Raw genomic sequence first — 15,486 nt, 5'->3', positions numbered from 1 at the left:
GGCTATCGGTCGATCAGCCGGCCGAGCTGCTCGATGTCGGCGTCGACCATCAGCCGGGCGAGGTCGTCGGCGTGCGTCTGCGCCTCCCACCCGAGCAGCTCGAGCGCCTTGCTCGCGTCGCCGATGAGCGCATCCACCTCGGTCGGCCGCTCGTACTGCTTGTCGTGCACTACGTGGTCCTGCCACACGAGGCCGGCGTGGGAGAAGGCCGCCTCGCAGAAGTCGCGGACCGTGCGGCCGGTGCCGGTGGCGAGCACGAAGTCGGTCGGGGTGTCGTGCTGCAGCATCCGCCACATGCCCTCGACGTACTCCGGCGCGTAGCCCCAATCGCGCACCGCGTCGAGGTTGCCGAGCTCGAGGCGGTCGCTCACGCCGAGCTTGATCGCGGCCACGCCCAGGCTGATCTTGCGGGTCACGAAGCTCTCGCCCCGCCGCGGCGACTCGTGGTTGAAGAGGATCCCGGACACCGCGAAGAGGTCGTAAGCCTCGCGGTAGTTGACGGTCACCCAGTGGGAGTAGAGCTTTGCAGCCCCGTACGGCGAGCGCGGGTAGAACGCCGTGCCCTCGTGCTGCGGCGGGGGAGTGCCGCCGAACATCTCCGACGTCGACGCCTGGTAGTAGCGGCAGTCGATCCCCGACGCGCGAATCGCCTCGAGCAGGCGCAGCGTGCCGACGGCGTCGGTCGAGGCGGTGTACTCCGGCATCTCGAACGACACCTTCACGTGGCTCTGCGCGCCGAGGTTGTAGACCTCGTGCGGCTCGATGTCACGCACCAAGTTGCTCAGGCTCACACCGTCGGTGAGGTCGCCGTAGTGGAGGTGCAGCCGCGGGTCCGCGTGCAGGTGGTCGATCCGACCGCGGTTGAGCGTCGAGGCGCGACGAACAAGTCCGTGCACCTCGTAGTCCTTGGAGAGCAGCAGCTCGGCCAGGTACGAACCGTCCTGGCCGGTGATGCCCGTGATGAAAGCGCGCCGCGTCACGCCCGAAGTGTAGGGCTGATCGATGGTTCGGCTCGCGTCCCGAATCGTGGACTCCGTGTCCGCAGAGCGAGACGACGATTCGGGTCCGTCGTGAGCCGCCGCCTACATTGGTAGCCATGTCCACGACCTTGCTGACCCGCCGACGCGCAGTCGACCACTGCCGCGTCCGCTCGTCGCTCTGTCGTACCTCCTGACGTTCCCGCCTGCTCGGCTCCGCCGACCCGGGAACGGTCCGCCGTCCCGTCCGGTCACCAGGAGAGACATGTCCGTCGCCGCACCGCCGAGTGTCAGTACGCCGCCAGGCGTCGACCCTCGTGGCCCCCAGTTCGCCGCAGCCGTGACGGCCGTCGTGCTCGCAGTCGTCCTGGTCCTGCCGACGCCGGCCGCCACGTTGCTCGTCGGTGCCCAGGCCGTCCTGTTCGCCGTCGGCGCGCTGGGCGGCGTCCAGCGCACGCCGCACGCCTGGTTCTTCCGCCGCGTCGTCCGCCCGCGCCTGGGCCCGCCGGCCGAGCTCGAGGACTCGCGCCCGCCGCAGTTCGCTCAGGCGGTCGGCCTCGCGTTCACCGCGGTCGCGTTCGTCAGCTTCCTCGCCGGCGCGACCGTCGTCGGCCAGGTCGCGACGGGCTTCGCTCTCGCCGCCGCCCTGCTGAACGCGATCTTCCGCTTTTGCCTCGGCTGCGAGCTCTACCTGCTGATCCAGCGCTCCGCCCAGTGACGGCTGGTTGAGGAGGTTGCGCTAGCAACGTCCGCGGCTGGTTGAGGAGGTTGCGCTAGCAACCGTCTCGAAACCCGCCGCCCGCAAGCCAAGAACCAACCCGAGCCACCCAGAGCAACTACACAGTCCCCGAGAAGCAGCCCCCAGAAGGAGCACCACATGAGCCGCGAGAACTCCCTCGTCTCGACCCAGTGGGTCGAGGACCACCTCGATGACGAAAAGGTCGTTGTCATCGAGGTCGACGAGGACACCACGTCCTACGACAAGGGCCACATCCGTGGCGCCATCAAGCTCGACTGGACGACTGACCTGCAGGACCAGGTCCGCCGCGACTTCGTCAACCGCGACCGCTTCTCCGAGCTGCTCTCCGAGCGCGGCGTCTCCAACGACGACACGGTCGTCCTCTACGGCGGCAACAACAACTGGTTCGCTGCCTACGCTTACTGGTACTTCAAGCTCTACGGCCACCAGGACGTCAAGCTCATGGACGGCGGCCGCAAGAAGTGGGAGCTCGACTCCCGCGAGCTGACCGATGAGGTCCCCAGCCGGGAGGCGACGACCTACACGGCGCAGGACCCCGACCTTTCGATCCGCGCGTTCCGCGATGAAACCGTCGAGGCGATCGGGGTCAAGAACCTCATTGATGTCCGCAGCCCCGACGAGTACGCCGGGCGTCTCCTGGCCCCTGCTCACCTCCCGCAGGAGCAGGCTCAGCGCGCCGGCCACATCCCCACCTCGCTGAACGTGCCGTGGAGCAAGAACTGCAATGACGACGGCACCTTCAAGTCCGACGACGAGCTCAAGGCGCTGTACGCCGAGGTCGGCATCGACGACTCCAAGGACACCATCGCCCTGTGCCGCATCGGTGAGCGCTCCTCGCTGACCTGGTTCGTCCTCAAGGAGCTCCTCGGCCACCAGAACGTCAAGAACTACGACGGCTCCTGGACCGAGTACGGCTCCCTCGTCGGCGTCCCCGTTGCCCTCGGCGACGAGCCCGGCGAGGCCTGAGCACAACCCGGCTAGTTGAGGAGGTCGCGCTAGCGACCGTTTCGAAACCCCGCAAGCGACGGCAGGGCCTGGCCCCAACCATCCGGGCCCTGCCGCCAGCCCCACCGCAACGCCTGGTTGAGGAGCTTGCGCTAGCAAGCGTCTCGAAACCCAGAAAGTCAACGCGACGCTCTGACGACCATGCCAGGTCCCGCATCGTGCAAACCCCAGCACCACACGCCGCTGGTTGAGCAGTTAATGCGCGCCAGCGCGCGAGCGTGTCGAAACCCCGCAAGCCGAGGCAAGGCCCGCGCCACCGCCCCGGCTCACCCAACGACATCAACAAGACCGAAGGAAGTAACAACATGTGCGGTGCCACCGAAGGCGGCCTCCCCCTCGACGGCGTGAACGTCGCCAAGGAAGCCATCGTCCAAGGCCAGGTCCTGCGGTCGGGGGAGCCGGTCGGCAACGCCTATGTGCGCCTGCTCGACAAGTCCGGCGAGTTCACCGCCGAGGTCCCGACCTCGGCCAGCGGTCACTTCCGCTTCTTCGCCGGCGACGGTGAGTGGACGCTGCGCACCCTCGCCCCGAAGGCGGAACCGGTCGACAAGAAGGTCGTCGCCTCCGTCGGTTCTGTCGCCGAGGTCGTTGTAGCCATCTAGTGTCGCGTGCCGGGTCTGATGGAGGCTCTCATCCCACGGAAGGATGAGAGTCATGGCGGCACCGAGGAAGTACCCGAGGAGCTTCGGGAGCGGGCGATCCGGATGGCGGTCGATCTGCGGCGTGACCCGGCAACGAGGTCCGGCGCTCTGCGTCGGGTTGGTGAGCAGCTGAGGATCAATCCCAAGACGCTACGCAACTGGGTCAGCCAGGCAGAGCTCGACGAGGGCCACCGTCCCGGCGTCACGACGGCCCCGGCGCAGCGGATCAACGAGCTCGAACGCGAGAACCGTGACCTTCGGCGAGCGAACGAGATCCCGCGGACAGCGGTGGCGTTTCTCGGGCTCTTCGTACTTGCGGTGGGGATGAGCGACACACGCTGAGTGCCTGACCCTGGAATGGGGTCGACGCCTTCCAAGATCGGGAGCGACCAAGCTACCCAGCCGGAAGGCCTCGACGATGCCCGAGCCTACGGCGTGCGATCGCGCGCGCTCATGTCCAGATTTCGCCTCCTACCGCGACCGGTGCGACGTCCTCGTTGAACTCAACGGGTTCCACGTTGTCGCCGTCGACCAGCACCGGCGCCACTCGAGGTCGTGATCGAGTCCGAGCCGGCCACGACGGGCTGCCGGTCGTGCGGCGTGGTCGCCTACAGCCACGGCCGCCGCGACGTGCTCCTCATCGACGTGCCCTGCTTCGGCCGCCCGGTCCTACTGGTCTGGCGCAAGCGGACCTGGCGCTGTCACGAGTCCCGGTGCCCGGTCGGGTCGTGGACTGAATGGCACGAGGGCCTCGCCCGGCCACGGGCGCTGCTGACCACCCGGGCGTGCTGGTGGGCGATCAGCCAGACCCGTCGTGAGCACGCGTCGGTCTCCGGTGTCGACCGCCAGCTCGGCGCGACGTCGAAGACGGTGTGGGGCTCGATCGAACCGCTGCTGCAGGCGATGGCCGACGACGAGACCCGGTTCGAAAAAGTCGTCGCATTAGGCGTCGATGAGCACATCTGGCACCACGTCTCGGCCAAGCCGATCGAGGCCGGCGGACGCGGTCCGAAGGAGCTCACGGGGACGGTCGATCTGACCCGTGACCAGCAAGGACGTCTCCGGGCACGACTCCTCGATCTCGTTCCGGGCCGCACCGGTGCGGCCTACGCCGACTGGCTCACCGCACGTGGCGAAGCGTTCCGCAGCGGCGTGAAGGTCGCCGCCCTGGACCCGTTCCAGGGCTACAAGACCGCGATCGATGACCACCTGCAGGACGCCGTCGCGGCCCTTGATGCCTTCCACATGGTGAAGCTCGGCACTGCAGCGGTCGATGAGTGCCGCCGCCGGGTCCAGCAAGAGACCCTGGACCACCGCGGCAGCAAGAGCGACCCCCTCTACCGGATCCAGAAGCTGAAGCGCCCCAGGTTCTCTGCCGTCCCTATGCGGGTTACGGCTCTCGGTTGGGGGCTGCGTAGTGGCCTTGCTCGTACTCGGCTAGGGTGAGCATCCTCAGTGACCCGTGCAGGCGTGTGTTGTTGTACCACTCGACCCAGCCGGCGGTGGCGTACTCGACGTCGGCGATGGTCTTGCAGGGGCCGTCGTGGAAGAGGTTGGTGCGGATGCACTCGGCCTTGTAGAGGCCGTTGATGGTCTCCATCAGCGCGTTGTCGTAGGCATCGCCGACCGACCCGATTGAGGGCCTGATGCCCTCGAGGTCGAGGTGCTCGGTCAGCCGAAGGCTCGTGTATTGGGAGCCGGCATCGGAGTGGTGGATGAGCTCCCCAGCGACCGTGGGATGTCCCTCGCGCTCGCGCTCCCACAACGCCATGCGCAGCGGGACCATCACCAGGTCGGTCTGCTTGGTCGTGGCGGCGTGCCAGGCCACGATCCGCTGGGCGAAGACGTCGACGATGAACGCCACGTAGACGAAGCCCGCCCAGGTGCGGACGTAGGTGAAGTCGGTGACCCAGGTCCGGTTGGGTGCTGCGGCGGTGAAGTCGCGGTTTAGCAGGTCATCGGCCCGCTTGCCGTCCTTGGCCGGGATCGTGGTCCGCACGCCCGTGTCGCGGCGCACCCCTTGCAGGCCCAGCGTGCGCATCGCTCGGTCCACCGCGCCCGCTGATGCCTCGGGCAGCACAGTGCGACGCACGCGGCTGACCACCTTGCGTCGTCCGTAGAGGCCCTCGGGTGCGAGCCGGCGCTGGCCGTGGACGTCGGTGGTCCAGGCGATGTCGCGGACCGCGGCGGTGACCTGGGCGTCGGTAACGGTGCGAGCAGCGACCGTCCGGGCGGCCTGGGGCCAGGACCGGTAGGTGCGCGCGGCGACCTGGAGGCCCTGCTCGCGCGGGACCCGGCAGCCTCCGAAAGGGTCGACTCGACCGCGCGCCCCTGGGAGCGTTGATCGTCGATGAACGCCACGATCAGCGGTTGCGGGGGTCGAACTCCCCCACGAAGAAACTCGTTGCTGCGCGGAGGATCTCCACATCCTCACGCAGCCGCTTGTTCTCGGCCTTGAGCCGCTTGATCTCAGCGTGCTCCTCGCTCGTCACGCCCGGCTTGACGCCCGCGTCGACGTCGGGGTGCATCACCCAGCGACGCACCGTCTCTCGCCCAAACCGAGCCGCTCGGCCACAGCCTTAGACGCCGCGGACACCGAGGGGTAGTCCTGCTGGTGCTCCCGCACCATCCGCACCGCGCGCTCACGCAGCTCGGGATCAATCATCCTCAGCATGGTGCTCATCCTCCTGGACTCAGAAGGGAGCGGCATCAAACCTGGGGCGCTTCAAGGCAGCGAACTCCCGCAGCGGCCGCTTGACAAACATAGGAGATCCAACGGCCGGCTCGAACACCTCCGCGGCTCCTCGCTCGGGTTCCGCAACCTCACCAACTACATCGCCAGAAGCCTGCTCGAGACCGGCGGCTTCAGACCGCGACTACACCCTGAAATCGGATGAGCCGCTTATGGACGAATGCTCGCATGGGAATCCACACACTGCCTTGACGCGAGGCCCAAGCACATAATGCGAGCCGAGCGGGCGCTGCCGCCCGCGCTACGTCTGGACTTTACCCGACGAGCCCGGACCTTGCCATGCCAGAACTCCCCAAAGTAGCAGTCTAATCGCACCCAATGGCTCGGACCCTCAGAACCGCGCACCCAGCCCTAGAACACCGATTCCCGGACCCTAACTGACGATCCCTCAGAGGTTCGCTTGAAAAGCGAGGATGCCAACAAAAGCAATAGCGCGTAGTAAAGAATTCGAAAACTCGCACGCACCGTATATTGCGAGAAGAACAACGCAAACATACAAGCCATCCCAAAGCAGATGAGTGGGATTAGGATCGCAGAAGACCGCAGGCTCCGATGCACGAAGTAGTCCAGCACGGCTAGCAAGACCCCAACAAGACAAGCCACCATAAACAGTTTCAGGCCGCCGATCGCACCAAGCTCGCCCACGCCGGAAAAAGGCGTGTAGTAGTTCAACCTGTGGGACACAACCACCTCGTCCCATCCGGCCATTGAGCCAGGTAAGGGATTAAGACTGATCATCAGGTCGCGATCAGCGACAAAGCCACCCACCTGTGACGCACGAATCGAAATAGGGAATCCTGCAAGCAGGTTCATGACCGCAAGGTCCACACTTGAAAGTGAGACCCCGACGGCATCCGGAAGCTCTGAAAGGTACGGAAGCACACCATGCATCGAAAGCGATCGAAGATGGAGAGGCACTCCGAGAAGGAGAATAGAACCGCCTGCAGCAAGGAGCAGCGATAGAGCGCGGGCCACATTCAGACCAGAACCCGCGACGACTGAACCAATGAAGACTAGCGGAAGGATGGCGAAGATACGACTTCCCTGCCCGAACGAAACAACCTCACAAAGCAGGAGCGTGGCGACCGGAAGCCACCAGGTTCCCAACCTTACGGTGTAACCACCAACAGCGACAGCGCCAACCAGAATGAGATTCATTCCAGCGACTAAGAGGCTCCCAGAGAGGTGGTCCGCAATATACTCGCGTCGCTCAATCAAAGAGTCGCCCAGTAGTGAAGCCAGCAGGACCGGCGGACCGATCGGAATCCACTGCAGGGCTCCGACTCGCCGCCGCACCAACGACCGAAACTGGGGCCGCTTGGGAACTGGAGCCAGTCGCCTCAACACTGCGGACGTGCCCAACCCGCTGAGCCCGGCCGCGAGAGAGACAGTAAGGAACAGGCGCGCACCGGATTCAGCATCGCCCTCGCTAAGCGAGACGACGATTCCGGCAGCGCCTTCGGCCGACGCGAAGGAAGAGTATGTTAGGTATCCAAGAATCCCGATGCCGGAAGTGAACAACACAAACACCGGGAGCGCCGAGACCCAGTCGCCTACAGAACGCCAGTAGAAGGCGCAGATTGAAATGGACCCCACCAAGCCAACAAGCAGCACCATCACGGCCGAAGCTCGCCATCCAAGATCGCGTGCCTAATGTTCGTGCGGATCTCATCGTCATAGTCTCGGGCCACACGCTTCACACCGCACACCTGAGATTCCACGTAAACGCGAGCATTATTCCAGTCCATGTCCAGGTACTCGCCACAGCTGGGAAGCTTCCCATGATACACCGACACAACATCTGCCCAGGTCAGAGGCATATATGATGTGCGCAGCAGGCGAGACCCATACCGCACCGCCGATGGGCTCCTGCGTCCGGCTGGGCCTAACAGCTTTCGTGCAAGCGTCCGCGAACGAGAGAGACGAAAATCCTCACGGGTCGCCTCACTGAATACCAGCACACCCTCGGTCCCCTTGACACCTTCGTGAAACGCCAATGAAGGAAGAAGCGTCTCTTCCCTAGGATACCTTTCAAGATCCGTCAGCGAACTCGACCAAGATGAGAGGATGGGCATGGCATCCGATATAAAATCGAGCGGATACCAACTTCCCTCAACCTGGGACATCACGGTCGGCATCGCCCTAGGGTTCAGACCGTTAATCAAGGGATCACTTAACGCCAGACTCCGGAAATCCCACGAACAGTTCGACGTCACCAAGCGTCTATTGAATCCCGCGGGATACTGACGGAAAATATCATGCGGCACTTGCCGCACATACATGTCATTGGAGGATTGCATGACGACCGTCCCAGGAGATCCCGCATCCATTAGCTTGAAATTGCTAATATGGGCCCTCATCAGAAGCCCAAATGACGCGTCAAGTTGCTCATCATTGACTATAAGGCTGGTAATGCCGGCATCAGCGGCACGTTCACGCAGCTCGGCTGGCCCGAAGGTGGCTGATGGCGAAACATGAACAACTGACGCACTCGGCGACAAGTATCGATCGATGTTGCGAAGTTGATCTATCACAACATCCGGAGCTTCGTGGACCGCTAGAGAAACAAACAAATTCATGCGGCTCGCCTTACGTGAAGGAACGTTCTAACGACCTTAGGAAATGACGCGACCATGAAGATAACCACAACGACCTCAGCGCACACCATGGCGAGTACAGCGAAGCGGACGCCGCCAACAGGCACGGCAAGAAATAGAACTGGGAGAGACACCAGACAACCAGCAACGGAGGCGCGCGCGAACTTCCGACCAGCACCCAGCGACGCCAGACCCAGTACCCCGAGGCCATAACCGATAGAGCTGGCCAAAAGTGCGCCAGCAAATAGCCAAACTTGGATGTGGTCTACATCGATCGCTGGATCGATCACACCCAGGATTCGCGGAAGCAACACGGCGTACGCCAAACTGGCGACGCAGCCGAAAGCTGCGACGGCCAGCACGGAGTGCCGGATCCTAACTATCCGCACGCGTCCTGACGACGCGAGAATCCAGCCCATCAGAATCTGCCCGATCGGTTGAATCGCGAGTTTGGCCCCGCGTTGAAATCGCTCCAGCAAGGCGAACAGCGCGAACGAAGAAGAAGCGAAGGCGCCCACTAGGACCGTCGGCAGAATCAGGTAGACAGACGAAGCCAAGTCTGCAACCAGGCCATGGCCGGTACTGCGACCCAATTTCAAGTCAACTCGGAAATTGACCTCTTCGGTTGTGTTACGCGATGGCCTCAGCGCGAACACACTAAGAGCCACCGCGGAGGTCGCCCCAACGATTGTCACAATAGCATAGCCCATTAGTCCGAACCAGCTCGACAGGATCGCCCCCCCAATCTGCGAAGAGGCACGTGGAATAGCGTCGCACCAGAGCAGTGATAGGCCCTCCCGGCGTGCAACAAAAGCCCAACCAAATGACATCCCTAGCGGCACGACACCAAGAGAGGCCGCAATAACCAGGGGAGCGGACTGGGTAGAGAGTGCAAGCGAGAATCCAACAGCGGCAACCAACGTCGGAGCCAGGAGGACCGTCCGCCAAGCTAGACTCGCGCGCACGACCGGCCACGCCTCGTCAGCGTCTGCTATTAGGGCAGGGCCGTTGAGATTCCAGCCCCAGTACAGAAACAGAGATAGGTACAGGCCAATTGCTTGCCCTAAGCCTATGGGAGCCCACTCATCAGCGCCGTGGATACCAACCAGTACGACCATCGCCGCCAGTACAGACCCCGAACCCAGCAGGGTCGAAACGATAAATGCTATCGTATTCATCCGGTCTAACGACGTTCGCGACATCGCTCAGAGTCCCTGATACAGAGCAATCAGGTCTCTGGCAACGTCATCCCAAGACGGAACGATATTCCCAGGCGGTGCCGGCGGAGATTGCGAAGCGGCCCAACGCAGAACCCCCTCCAAATCTCCCGCTCCGAACCGCCGAACGGGCGCACCCAGCAGCTCGGCTGACGAGCCGCCATCTTCCGTGCATCCCACCCAGCAGCCGGCGCTCACCGCCTCGATATCCACAAGGCTCTGTACCTCCACCCAAGAGGCATTGATCGAACAGACCGAACGGCGCAGCATCGCCGCGACTTCATCCCCCGTGACCGCACCGGTCCAAGTCGAGAAGCGGCTCTTCGCCACGAGCGAAGCGAAGCGGTCCGTGTAAGGCCGCTGATTGGGATTCGGGGAGCCCACGAACGTGACGCCTAAACCCAATTTGTCGGCGGTGTGGAGCAATTCCAACTGCCGTTTTCGCTGTTCAATTCGGCCTACGCAGATCATCTGGATATCCCGTACAGCGTTCGAGTAGCTCGGAGCGCCATCGAATCCATTCCTGATGATGCTCAACGTCCGCGCTTGGTAAGAGAAGTCCCGGACGAGCGAGCCGCGTTCCGCCTCGGAGAGTGCAATCACGTGACTTTGATCCAACGCTTCAGAAACGCGGCGCCGAAGTGCCAGAAGGTTTACGAACCCCCGACTGGCGGTTGCGGCGCGCGAACGGAAGGACAGTGGTTCCCGAGCCACTTGCAGTCCAAAACTGGCGAAGTCGAAAATCGATGGCGGCAGATTCGACCACAAGCGATCATCGCCAGACCGCATCCGCCGCACCTTCTCGCGGTCATGATGGATTGCTGAGACGACAAGCGGAATACCCCTCCGGTCGCAGTAGCGATATGCCTCCAGCAGCTCGAAGGGCCGATCCACATTGAAATAGTGGCATATAGCCCTGTCCCTTACGCCAACGTCTAAGGAACATGCCGAGACAACGGCGTCGACGCCAGCCCTCACTAGAGCTTCGTGTGTGGCCCGTGCTTGCTGTATATCTCCGCCGGGCTTCGTGTCCGCATCGCTGCGAACCACAAGGTCAACCCGAAGCATGGATCTCACGAGCCGGCACTCCTGCAATTACCGAACCAGCAGCAAAGGACCGCGTGACGACCGCACCTGCCCCGACGACGACTCCCGCGCCGAGAGTAACCCCGTCGAGAACCGTCACGCCGTGACCAATCCAAGCACCGTCACCGATGCTAATTCCTTGACGGGACACCTCGTCAGCGGCGGCCCCATGTTCCGTCAACGCATGATTCTCCGCGACGACGGTAAAGTCCGCTCCGATCTGGCACTCGGATCCAATTCGGATGGGCCCCCCGACTCCAATCTTGGAGCCTGGACCGATATAAGTCCTGTCTCCAATCCACAGCCCTACGCCGGGGTTCGACGGATGTGAGGCGCATTGGATCCAGGCGCGCTCACGAATCGTTACGCCCCGACCTACGAAGACTCCGTCCTTGGAGAACGCGTTGATCCACGCATCGTCGCCGATGTAGGCGCCCGACTCTACCAAGATCTTACGGCGATACGAGATCGTCGCTCGCTTGCCCAGCAGGAAGATCCCCGTCCCTTTTCCAAACAGAGGGCGTTGGGCGAGCCCCCTTAACGCCCGCAATCCAACCTTGCGGCCGTACCATCCCGCGAGAGTCGGAATGCTCGCCCGACTGCCGTTCTGCGGCCGGTAGTCTCGCCCCACGGCGTTAAGGATACGTTGCACGAAGTTTCTCACCGGGGTCCCGTTAGGGACAAGCGCTAGGGCAGGGTGGCGTCGATAGAACCTAAGAGCGGAAGTGAGTTCGCGATTCCAGGCCAGCCAGTTGAGCGTCTTGGTCTCGCGCGCCCAACCATGAACCCACCTGGCCCTCGGCATGAGTCGCACCGGCATACCGCTGCGGTGGAATCGCATACACAGGTCCGCGTCCTCGTGGTATAGGAAATAGCTCTCGTCCCAGCCACCTAATGCGCGAATGTCGTCCGCTCGTACACATACTGCCGCCCCCGTCACCCATGGAACATGTTGAACGGGTTCGTCAGAGAGCTTGAGCATGTACTTCGGAGAAGCGCCGCCCGGTATCCGGTTCCTGATCTTGCGAACAACGGTCGGGTATCCTCGACCGTTGTGTTGATAGCTTCCGTCCTCGTTCAGTAGAGCCGGAGCCACGATCCCAGAACTCTTCTCGAGCTCGATCGCAATTGCCTCCAACGAAGAGAAGTCGACCGATACGTCCGGATTCACGAATGCGATATAGCGACCGCCAGCCGCCCCCAGGCCACGATTGTTCGCCCGGCTGAATCCGAGATTGCTCCCAGTCTGTATCACCCGACTCGCCCCCAACGAGCGCGCTACTCGGGCCGATTCGTCGGTCGAGTTGTTGTCGACTACGATCCACTCGCACCAGTCCGGCAGCGGTTCCTGCCAGTACACAGAAAGCGTTTCTGCGCTATTAAAGGTGACAGTTACGATGCTCCAAGTGGGAGCGCCCGCAACGGGACCTGTATTCGCCACACTTGCGGAGTCGGCTACCTCCACGCTTCCATCTCTCGTCACCCTTGTGGCCTCTTCCAGTTCGTCGAGAGCAGACGCTCGTACTCACGCGGCACACCACACGGCACGACGCACTCGGCTGGTGCGACTTCGAAAGTAACGACTAGACCTTCGTTGATCAGGTGGTTGTACAACGGAGCTACATACAACTCGCCATCAATTCGCCGGGATTCTCGGGCCGCTAACTCAGTATCGTAGGCATCCAGGTAAATTGAGATCGAGCCAAACTCATACAGGCCAGTCGACGCGAACGGCGAGATTCTTACCTTCTCTGCCGTGGCAGTTGCCCGACTTGGATCACCTGCGACAAAAGACCACGATTCACCGTCGCCAAGGAAGGTGTCAAGATGCCCGCCTGCGCCCCGCCCATCATCCGGCGTCCACCCGAGTCTGAAGGTATCGATGTTGAAGATGTAGAGCCTGGACTTGTCGTCCAGACCCCGTTTCGCAATCGCCTTGTAGACCGTCTCCGCCTGCCCGCTCGTCGGCTCTTCCAACTCGACGACTCGAAACGTGCGAATCCCTAAACCCTGACTCCGTGCGCGAACGAAACTAGACGTTTCAGTGTCTTTCCTGCATACGAAAACGAACTCTTCTTCTTGAAAGAGTGCCTCGAAGGTCAAGACGGCGTGCTCAAAAGATGTACGCCCGTCGACCGGTAGGCTCCACTTAGGCTGCTTGTAGCCTTCCTGACGAAACCTGGATCCCTCGCCGGCCATCGGAATCACAATCGTCATGCGTGCCATCCCTCTTGTCCAAGCACGATCTTCGAATGAATTTCAGAAGCGACACATTGAAAGGCTAGTTGTCGATCAGGGCGGTCACTGTGCAATGGCAGCATAGAAATGAATAGCAATGCGGTTACCGCATCAAGAACCCTGAGATCTCCCGAACCATCCTCATGCGCAAATCTCTCGCGCACGAGGCCTCTAAATTGGTTCGAGATAGCTTCCTGAGATGGAGTTCGCTTGACTCGAAAATTGATCGAGTCATCCGCAACGCGATCCAGAGCATATCTGCCAGCAAGGATTAGGTCATAGCCACCGATGAACGAGTGGTTGAGTTTAGCCAAGTCGTACAGCTCATCGCTGTAGAGCGAGACTTCTCCATTCAGGTTGGACCCCCGCGGGTCAATTAGCCTAACGCCTCGCGTACGGAAGTCGTACAGGATGTTCGACAGGCACAGGTCGCCGTGTGACAACTTCTCGGAAACTTCCTTCCGATCCTCGAGTAGTGCACAGAGAGCGTCATGCATCTTGCGAAGACTCGTCGGGGGAGCGCCGTTAACGGAAACCAATCGGTCGACGTCGCCCCCCTGGGCAGCAAATTCCGCTAACCTCTCGTACCCCTTCCTCCTATACTCGTCCACGAACTTGGAGGGGATGCCATCTTCCGATACTGCTTGCCGTGAATCTTCAACAAACTGGCACACGGCGTCGAGGATGTTTGCCCAGGCCTGCTTGGTAAGTTCGCCGAATACGTAAAGATCGCTAAGGGGAGAGAGATATAGGTACTCAAGCGAGTACGAGGTTCGGTCGGGGGATCGACCCATGAACTGTGGCACGTAGATGCGCATCGCGGCGGGGAGGCTCTCGAACCACGACGCCTCCGCATCGATCCTGCCTTCGCGAGAGCTACTCTTCGTCAGGACGCGGCCTGCCGTTGCAAACTCATTGAACGACCGCGTGTCGGTCATCTCCATGCGCGCTCGAAAATAGGTATGCAGGTGTCCGAAGTCGTGCCACTCGCCCATTCGTTGTGGTGCAACTAGGTGAGCAGCAGCGTAGGCAGACAGCGCGGATGTGAGCGATTTGTTGCGGTTAAGCTCGCGCACAAGGCGAGCAATATGCTTGAAGGTGAAGTATCCGGTGAGCACCTGGTCACCAGCTGCTGGATGCCGCTCCTCAGAAACCCCCGCGATCTGTCCTTCGCGGATATCAACGATCGACCACTTGTATTCGGGCAGTGGAGTGCCAACGGCATACGAGTCGATGTCCGGAAAAGGGGCATACTCGTGGAGGGTGTCACCAAGAACGAGTGTGAGCGAAACTATCGGGCCGGCACTCCGAGCGAGGATCTCACTCACGGCGGCTAATAGCGCAGTCTTCGCACTGACCTTGGGATCGGCCGGAATCGCTGAGATCTCGGCCCGTTGAAGCAGGTCCTGATCCGCCTCGGCCAGTGGGTAATCCTGCGGTATGGTTATGTACTTCTGATCGTGCTCAAAGTCGAAGCTCTGGAGTTGGAGTTCAAGGAGGCGCCTATTCTTGACCGGCAGGAGTGCTGGGGGCAGTTTCCCGAACTCGCTTGCTAGGTCGTCGGCCACATACGCGCCCGACATGATGAGAAGGACCCTCACTGCGCGTCTACGTTCTCTTGGATCAGTGACGCTATTTCGGACGGGGACATTCGCGCGAATTCATCGGGCCTGACGGCCCGGTCGTCCACATAGAACCCGTCAGGGCCGCACCATGGTTTGCCGACGACAACCTGATCGTAGGGGATGTCGTGGCGATCTAACCACTCAAGAATGGTGGGAAGCGTGTGAACGTTGATCTTCCCGAGATCGCCCTGATAGGTGCGCATGTTGCGTGCGGTGAGTACGACAATCTCGAAGCCAGATTCGCGATACTCCCTGAGGCGGGCTACCACCTCGTGGTTTGGGCTAACAGCCCGGTAGTCGACCTGCTCGCCGGTGACGGGTTTCGTGAGGGTGCCGTCCAGGTCGATTACGATCTTGTTCACTGGACGTAGTCCTCATTTCGATCGATTAAGCCTTCGCGGTCAGCACTCGGCGTGAAGTTCTGCGCTAGCGAGCAAGATTCCGCGTCTAAGCGCAGTCCTTGCCACGGGACTGAGGGCTTCTTTCCCGTGTCCACCGTTGTTCTTCTCCGTTAGCCGGCGAGCGAGAAGACAGATGCACTGCCCCGGCTCACGGGTGCTACAGCGCTTACGCGCGACGTTGAACGAC

At 61.9% G+C, this 15,486-nt stretch carries 14 protein-coding genes and 2 pseudogenes; 6 read left to right on the top strand and 10 right to left on the bottom strand.

The features are described 5' to 3' along the window. Positions 1-2: 2 nt before the first annotated feature. Positions 3-980, bottom strand: a complete 978-nt coding sequence (gene gmd, locus H7344_RS18690; RefSeq protein ID WP_186347495.1) for a GDP-mannose 4,6-dehydratase — start codon at positions 978-980, stop codon at positions 3-5. A 262-nt stretch (positions 981-1,242) separates the two neighbouring features. Between gmd and H7344_RS18685 the strand changes: the two genes are divergently transcribed. From H7344_RS18685 to H7344_RS21315, 5 genes and pseudogenes are all read left to right on the top strand, one after another. After that, entirely contained in the window at positions 1,243-1,695 is a 453-nt protein-coding gene (locus H7344_RS18685) for a DUF4395 domain-containing protein (protein ID WP_186347494.1), read from the top strand. Between the two features lie 159 nt (positions 1,696-1,854). Next, complete coding sequence (locus H7344_RS18680) at positions 1,855-2,703, top strand: sulfurtransferase (RefSeq protein WP_186347493.1); 849 nt, start codon at positions 1,855-1,857, stop codon at positions 2,701-2,703. 344 nt (positions 2,704-3,047) lie between these two features. Next, positions 3,048-3,344, top strand: a complete 297-nt coding sequence (locus H7344_RS18675) for a DUF1416 domain-containing protein (protein ID WP_186347508.1) — start codon at positions 3,048-3,050, stop codon at positions 3,342-3,344. Between the two features lie 18 nt (positions 3,345-3,362). Next, positions 3,363-3,680, top strand: a pseudogene (locus tag H7344_RS18670) (transposase); the annotation flags it as partial. 258 nt (positions 3,681-3,938) lie between these two features. Further along, complete coding sequence (locus H7344_RS21315; RefSeq protein ID WP_222130870.1) at positions 3,939-4,829, top strand: transposase; 891 nt, start codon at positions 3,939-3,941, stop codon at positions 4,827-4,829. Here H7344_RS21315 and H7344_RS18660 read toward each other — a convergent pair. Further along, a pseudogene (locus H7344_RS18660) lies at positions 4,774-6,057 on the bottom strand (IS3 family transposase). The gene H7344_RS21315 and the pseudogene H7344_RS18660 overlap by 56 nt on opposite strands. Between H7344_RS18660 and H7344_RS18655 the strand changes: the two are divergent. Beyond that, positions 6,056-6,280 carry a hypothetical protein gene (locus tag H7344_RS18655; RefSeq protein WP_186347510.1) on the top strand — a complete coding sequence of 75 codons (225 nt, stop codon included), beginning with the start codon at positions 6,056-6,058 and terminating at the stop codon, positions 6,278-6,280. The pseudogene H7344_RS18660 and the gene H7344_RS18655 sit on opposite strands and share 2 nt — an antisense overlap. A gap of 206 nt (positions 6,281-6,486) precedes the next feature. On the opposite strand, the gene H7344_RS18650 is transcribed toward H7344_RS18655, so the two are convergent. The 8 genes from H7344_RS18650 to H7344_RS18615 all read right to left on the bottom strand — a co-directional run bounded on the left by H7344_RS18650 (position 6,487) and on the right by H7344_RS18615 (position 15,260). Beyond that, positions 6,487-7,755 (bottom strand): hypothetical protein, encoded by a 1,269-nt coding sequence (locus tag H7344_RS18650; RefSeq protein ID WP_186347491.1) that lies wholly within the window; start codon positions 7,753-7,755, stop codon positions 6,487-6,489. After that, the gene (locus H7344_RS18645) at positions 7,752-8,714 is read right to left on the bottom strand and encodes a hypothetical protein (protein ID WP_186347490.1); all 963 of its coding nucleotides are present in this window, start codon (positions 8,712-8,714) and stop codon (positions 7,752-7,754) included. Before H7344_RS18645 ends, H7344_RS18650 begins: the two co-directional genes overlap by 4 nt. After that, positions 8,711-9,910, bottom strand: coding sequence for a hypothetical protein (locus H7344_RS18640; RefSeq protein WP_186347489.1), 1,200 nt, complete (start codon positions 9,908-9,910; stop codon positions 8,711-8,713). The genes H7344_RS18645 and H7344_RS18640 overlap by 4 nt, the downstream gene beginning before the upstream one ends. Positions 9,911-9,937: 27 nt before the next feature. Then, complete coding sequence (locus H7344_RS18635) at positions 9,938-10,843, bottom strand: glycosyltransferase family protein (protein WP_186347488.1); 906 nt, start codon at positions 10,841-10,843, stop codon at positions 9,938-9,940. Positions 10,844-11,003: 160 nt separating this feature from the next. Beyond that, positions 11,004-12,500: a glycosyltransferase gene (locus H7344_RS18630; protein ID WP_186347487.1), complete on the bottom strand. Its 1,497-nt coding sequence runs from the start codon at positions 12,498-12,500 to the stop codon at positions 11,004-11,006. A gap of 14 nt (positions 12,501-12,514) precedes the next feature. Then, complete coding sequence (locus H7344_RS18625; protein ID WP_186347486.1) at positions 12,515-13,261, bottom strand: NTP transferase domain-containing protein; 747 nt, start codon at positions 13,259-13,261, stop codon at positions 12,515-12,517. Next, the gene (locus H7344_RS18620; protein ID WP_186347485.1) at positions 13,249-14,874 is read right to left on the bottom strand and encodes a hypothetical protein; all 1,626 of its coding nucleotides are present in this window, start codon (positions 14,872-14,874) and stop codon (positions 13,249-13,251) included. Before H7344_RS18620 ends, H7344_RS18625 begins: the two co-directional genes overlap by 13 nt. Beyond that, complete coding sequence (locus tag H7344_RS18615) at positions 14,871-15,260, bottom strand: HAD family hydrolase (RefSeq protein WP_186347484.1); 390 nt, start codon at positions 15,258-15,260, stop codon at positions 14,871-14,873. The genes H7344_RS18620 and H7344_RS18615 overlap by 4 nt, the downstream gene beginning before the upstream one ends. Positions 15,261-15,486: the final 226 nt, after the last annotated feature.

The sequence above is a fragment of the Nocardioides deserti genome (assembly GCF_014266025.1).
GTDB lineage: Bacteria > Actinomycetota > Actinomycetes > Propionibacteriales > Nocardioidaceae > Nocardioides > Nocardioides deserti.
The sequence above is the reverse complement of the archived record's forward strand: the minus strand, read 5'-3'. Positions and strand labels throughout refer to the sequence as shown.

Excerpts from the sequence above, each read along its gene's own strand:
- H7344_RS18655 (WP_186347510.1), top strand. The coding sequence starts at position 6,056 with ATGGTGCTCATCCTCCTGGACTCAGAAGGGAGCGGCATCAAACCTGGG.
- H7344_RS18680 (WP_186347493.1), top strand. The coding sequence starts at position 1,855 with ATGAGCCGCGAGAACTCCCTCGTCTCGACCCAGTGGGTCGAGGACCAC.
- H7344_RS18640 (WP_186347489.1), bottom strand. The coding sequence starts at position 9,910 with ATGAATACGATAGCATTTATCGTTTCGACCCTGCTGGGTTCGGGGTCT.
- H7344_RS18625 (WP_186347486.1), bottom strand. The coding sequence starts at position 13,261 with ATGGCACGCATGACGATTGTGATTCCGATGGCCGGCGAGGGATCCAGG.
- H7344_RS18645 (WP_186347490.1), bottom strand. The coding sequence starts at position 8,714 with ATGAATTTGTTTGTTTCTCTAGCGGTCCACGAAGCTCCGGATGTTGTG.
- H7344_RS18675 (WP_186347508.1), top strand. The coding sequence starts at position 3,048 with ATGTGCGGTGCCACCGAAGGCGGCCTCCCCCTCGACGGCGTGAACGTC.
- H7344_RS18685 (WP_186347494.1), top strand. The coding sequence starts at position 1,243 with ATGTCCGTCGCCGCACCGCCGAGTGTCAGTACGCCGCCAGGCGTCGAC.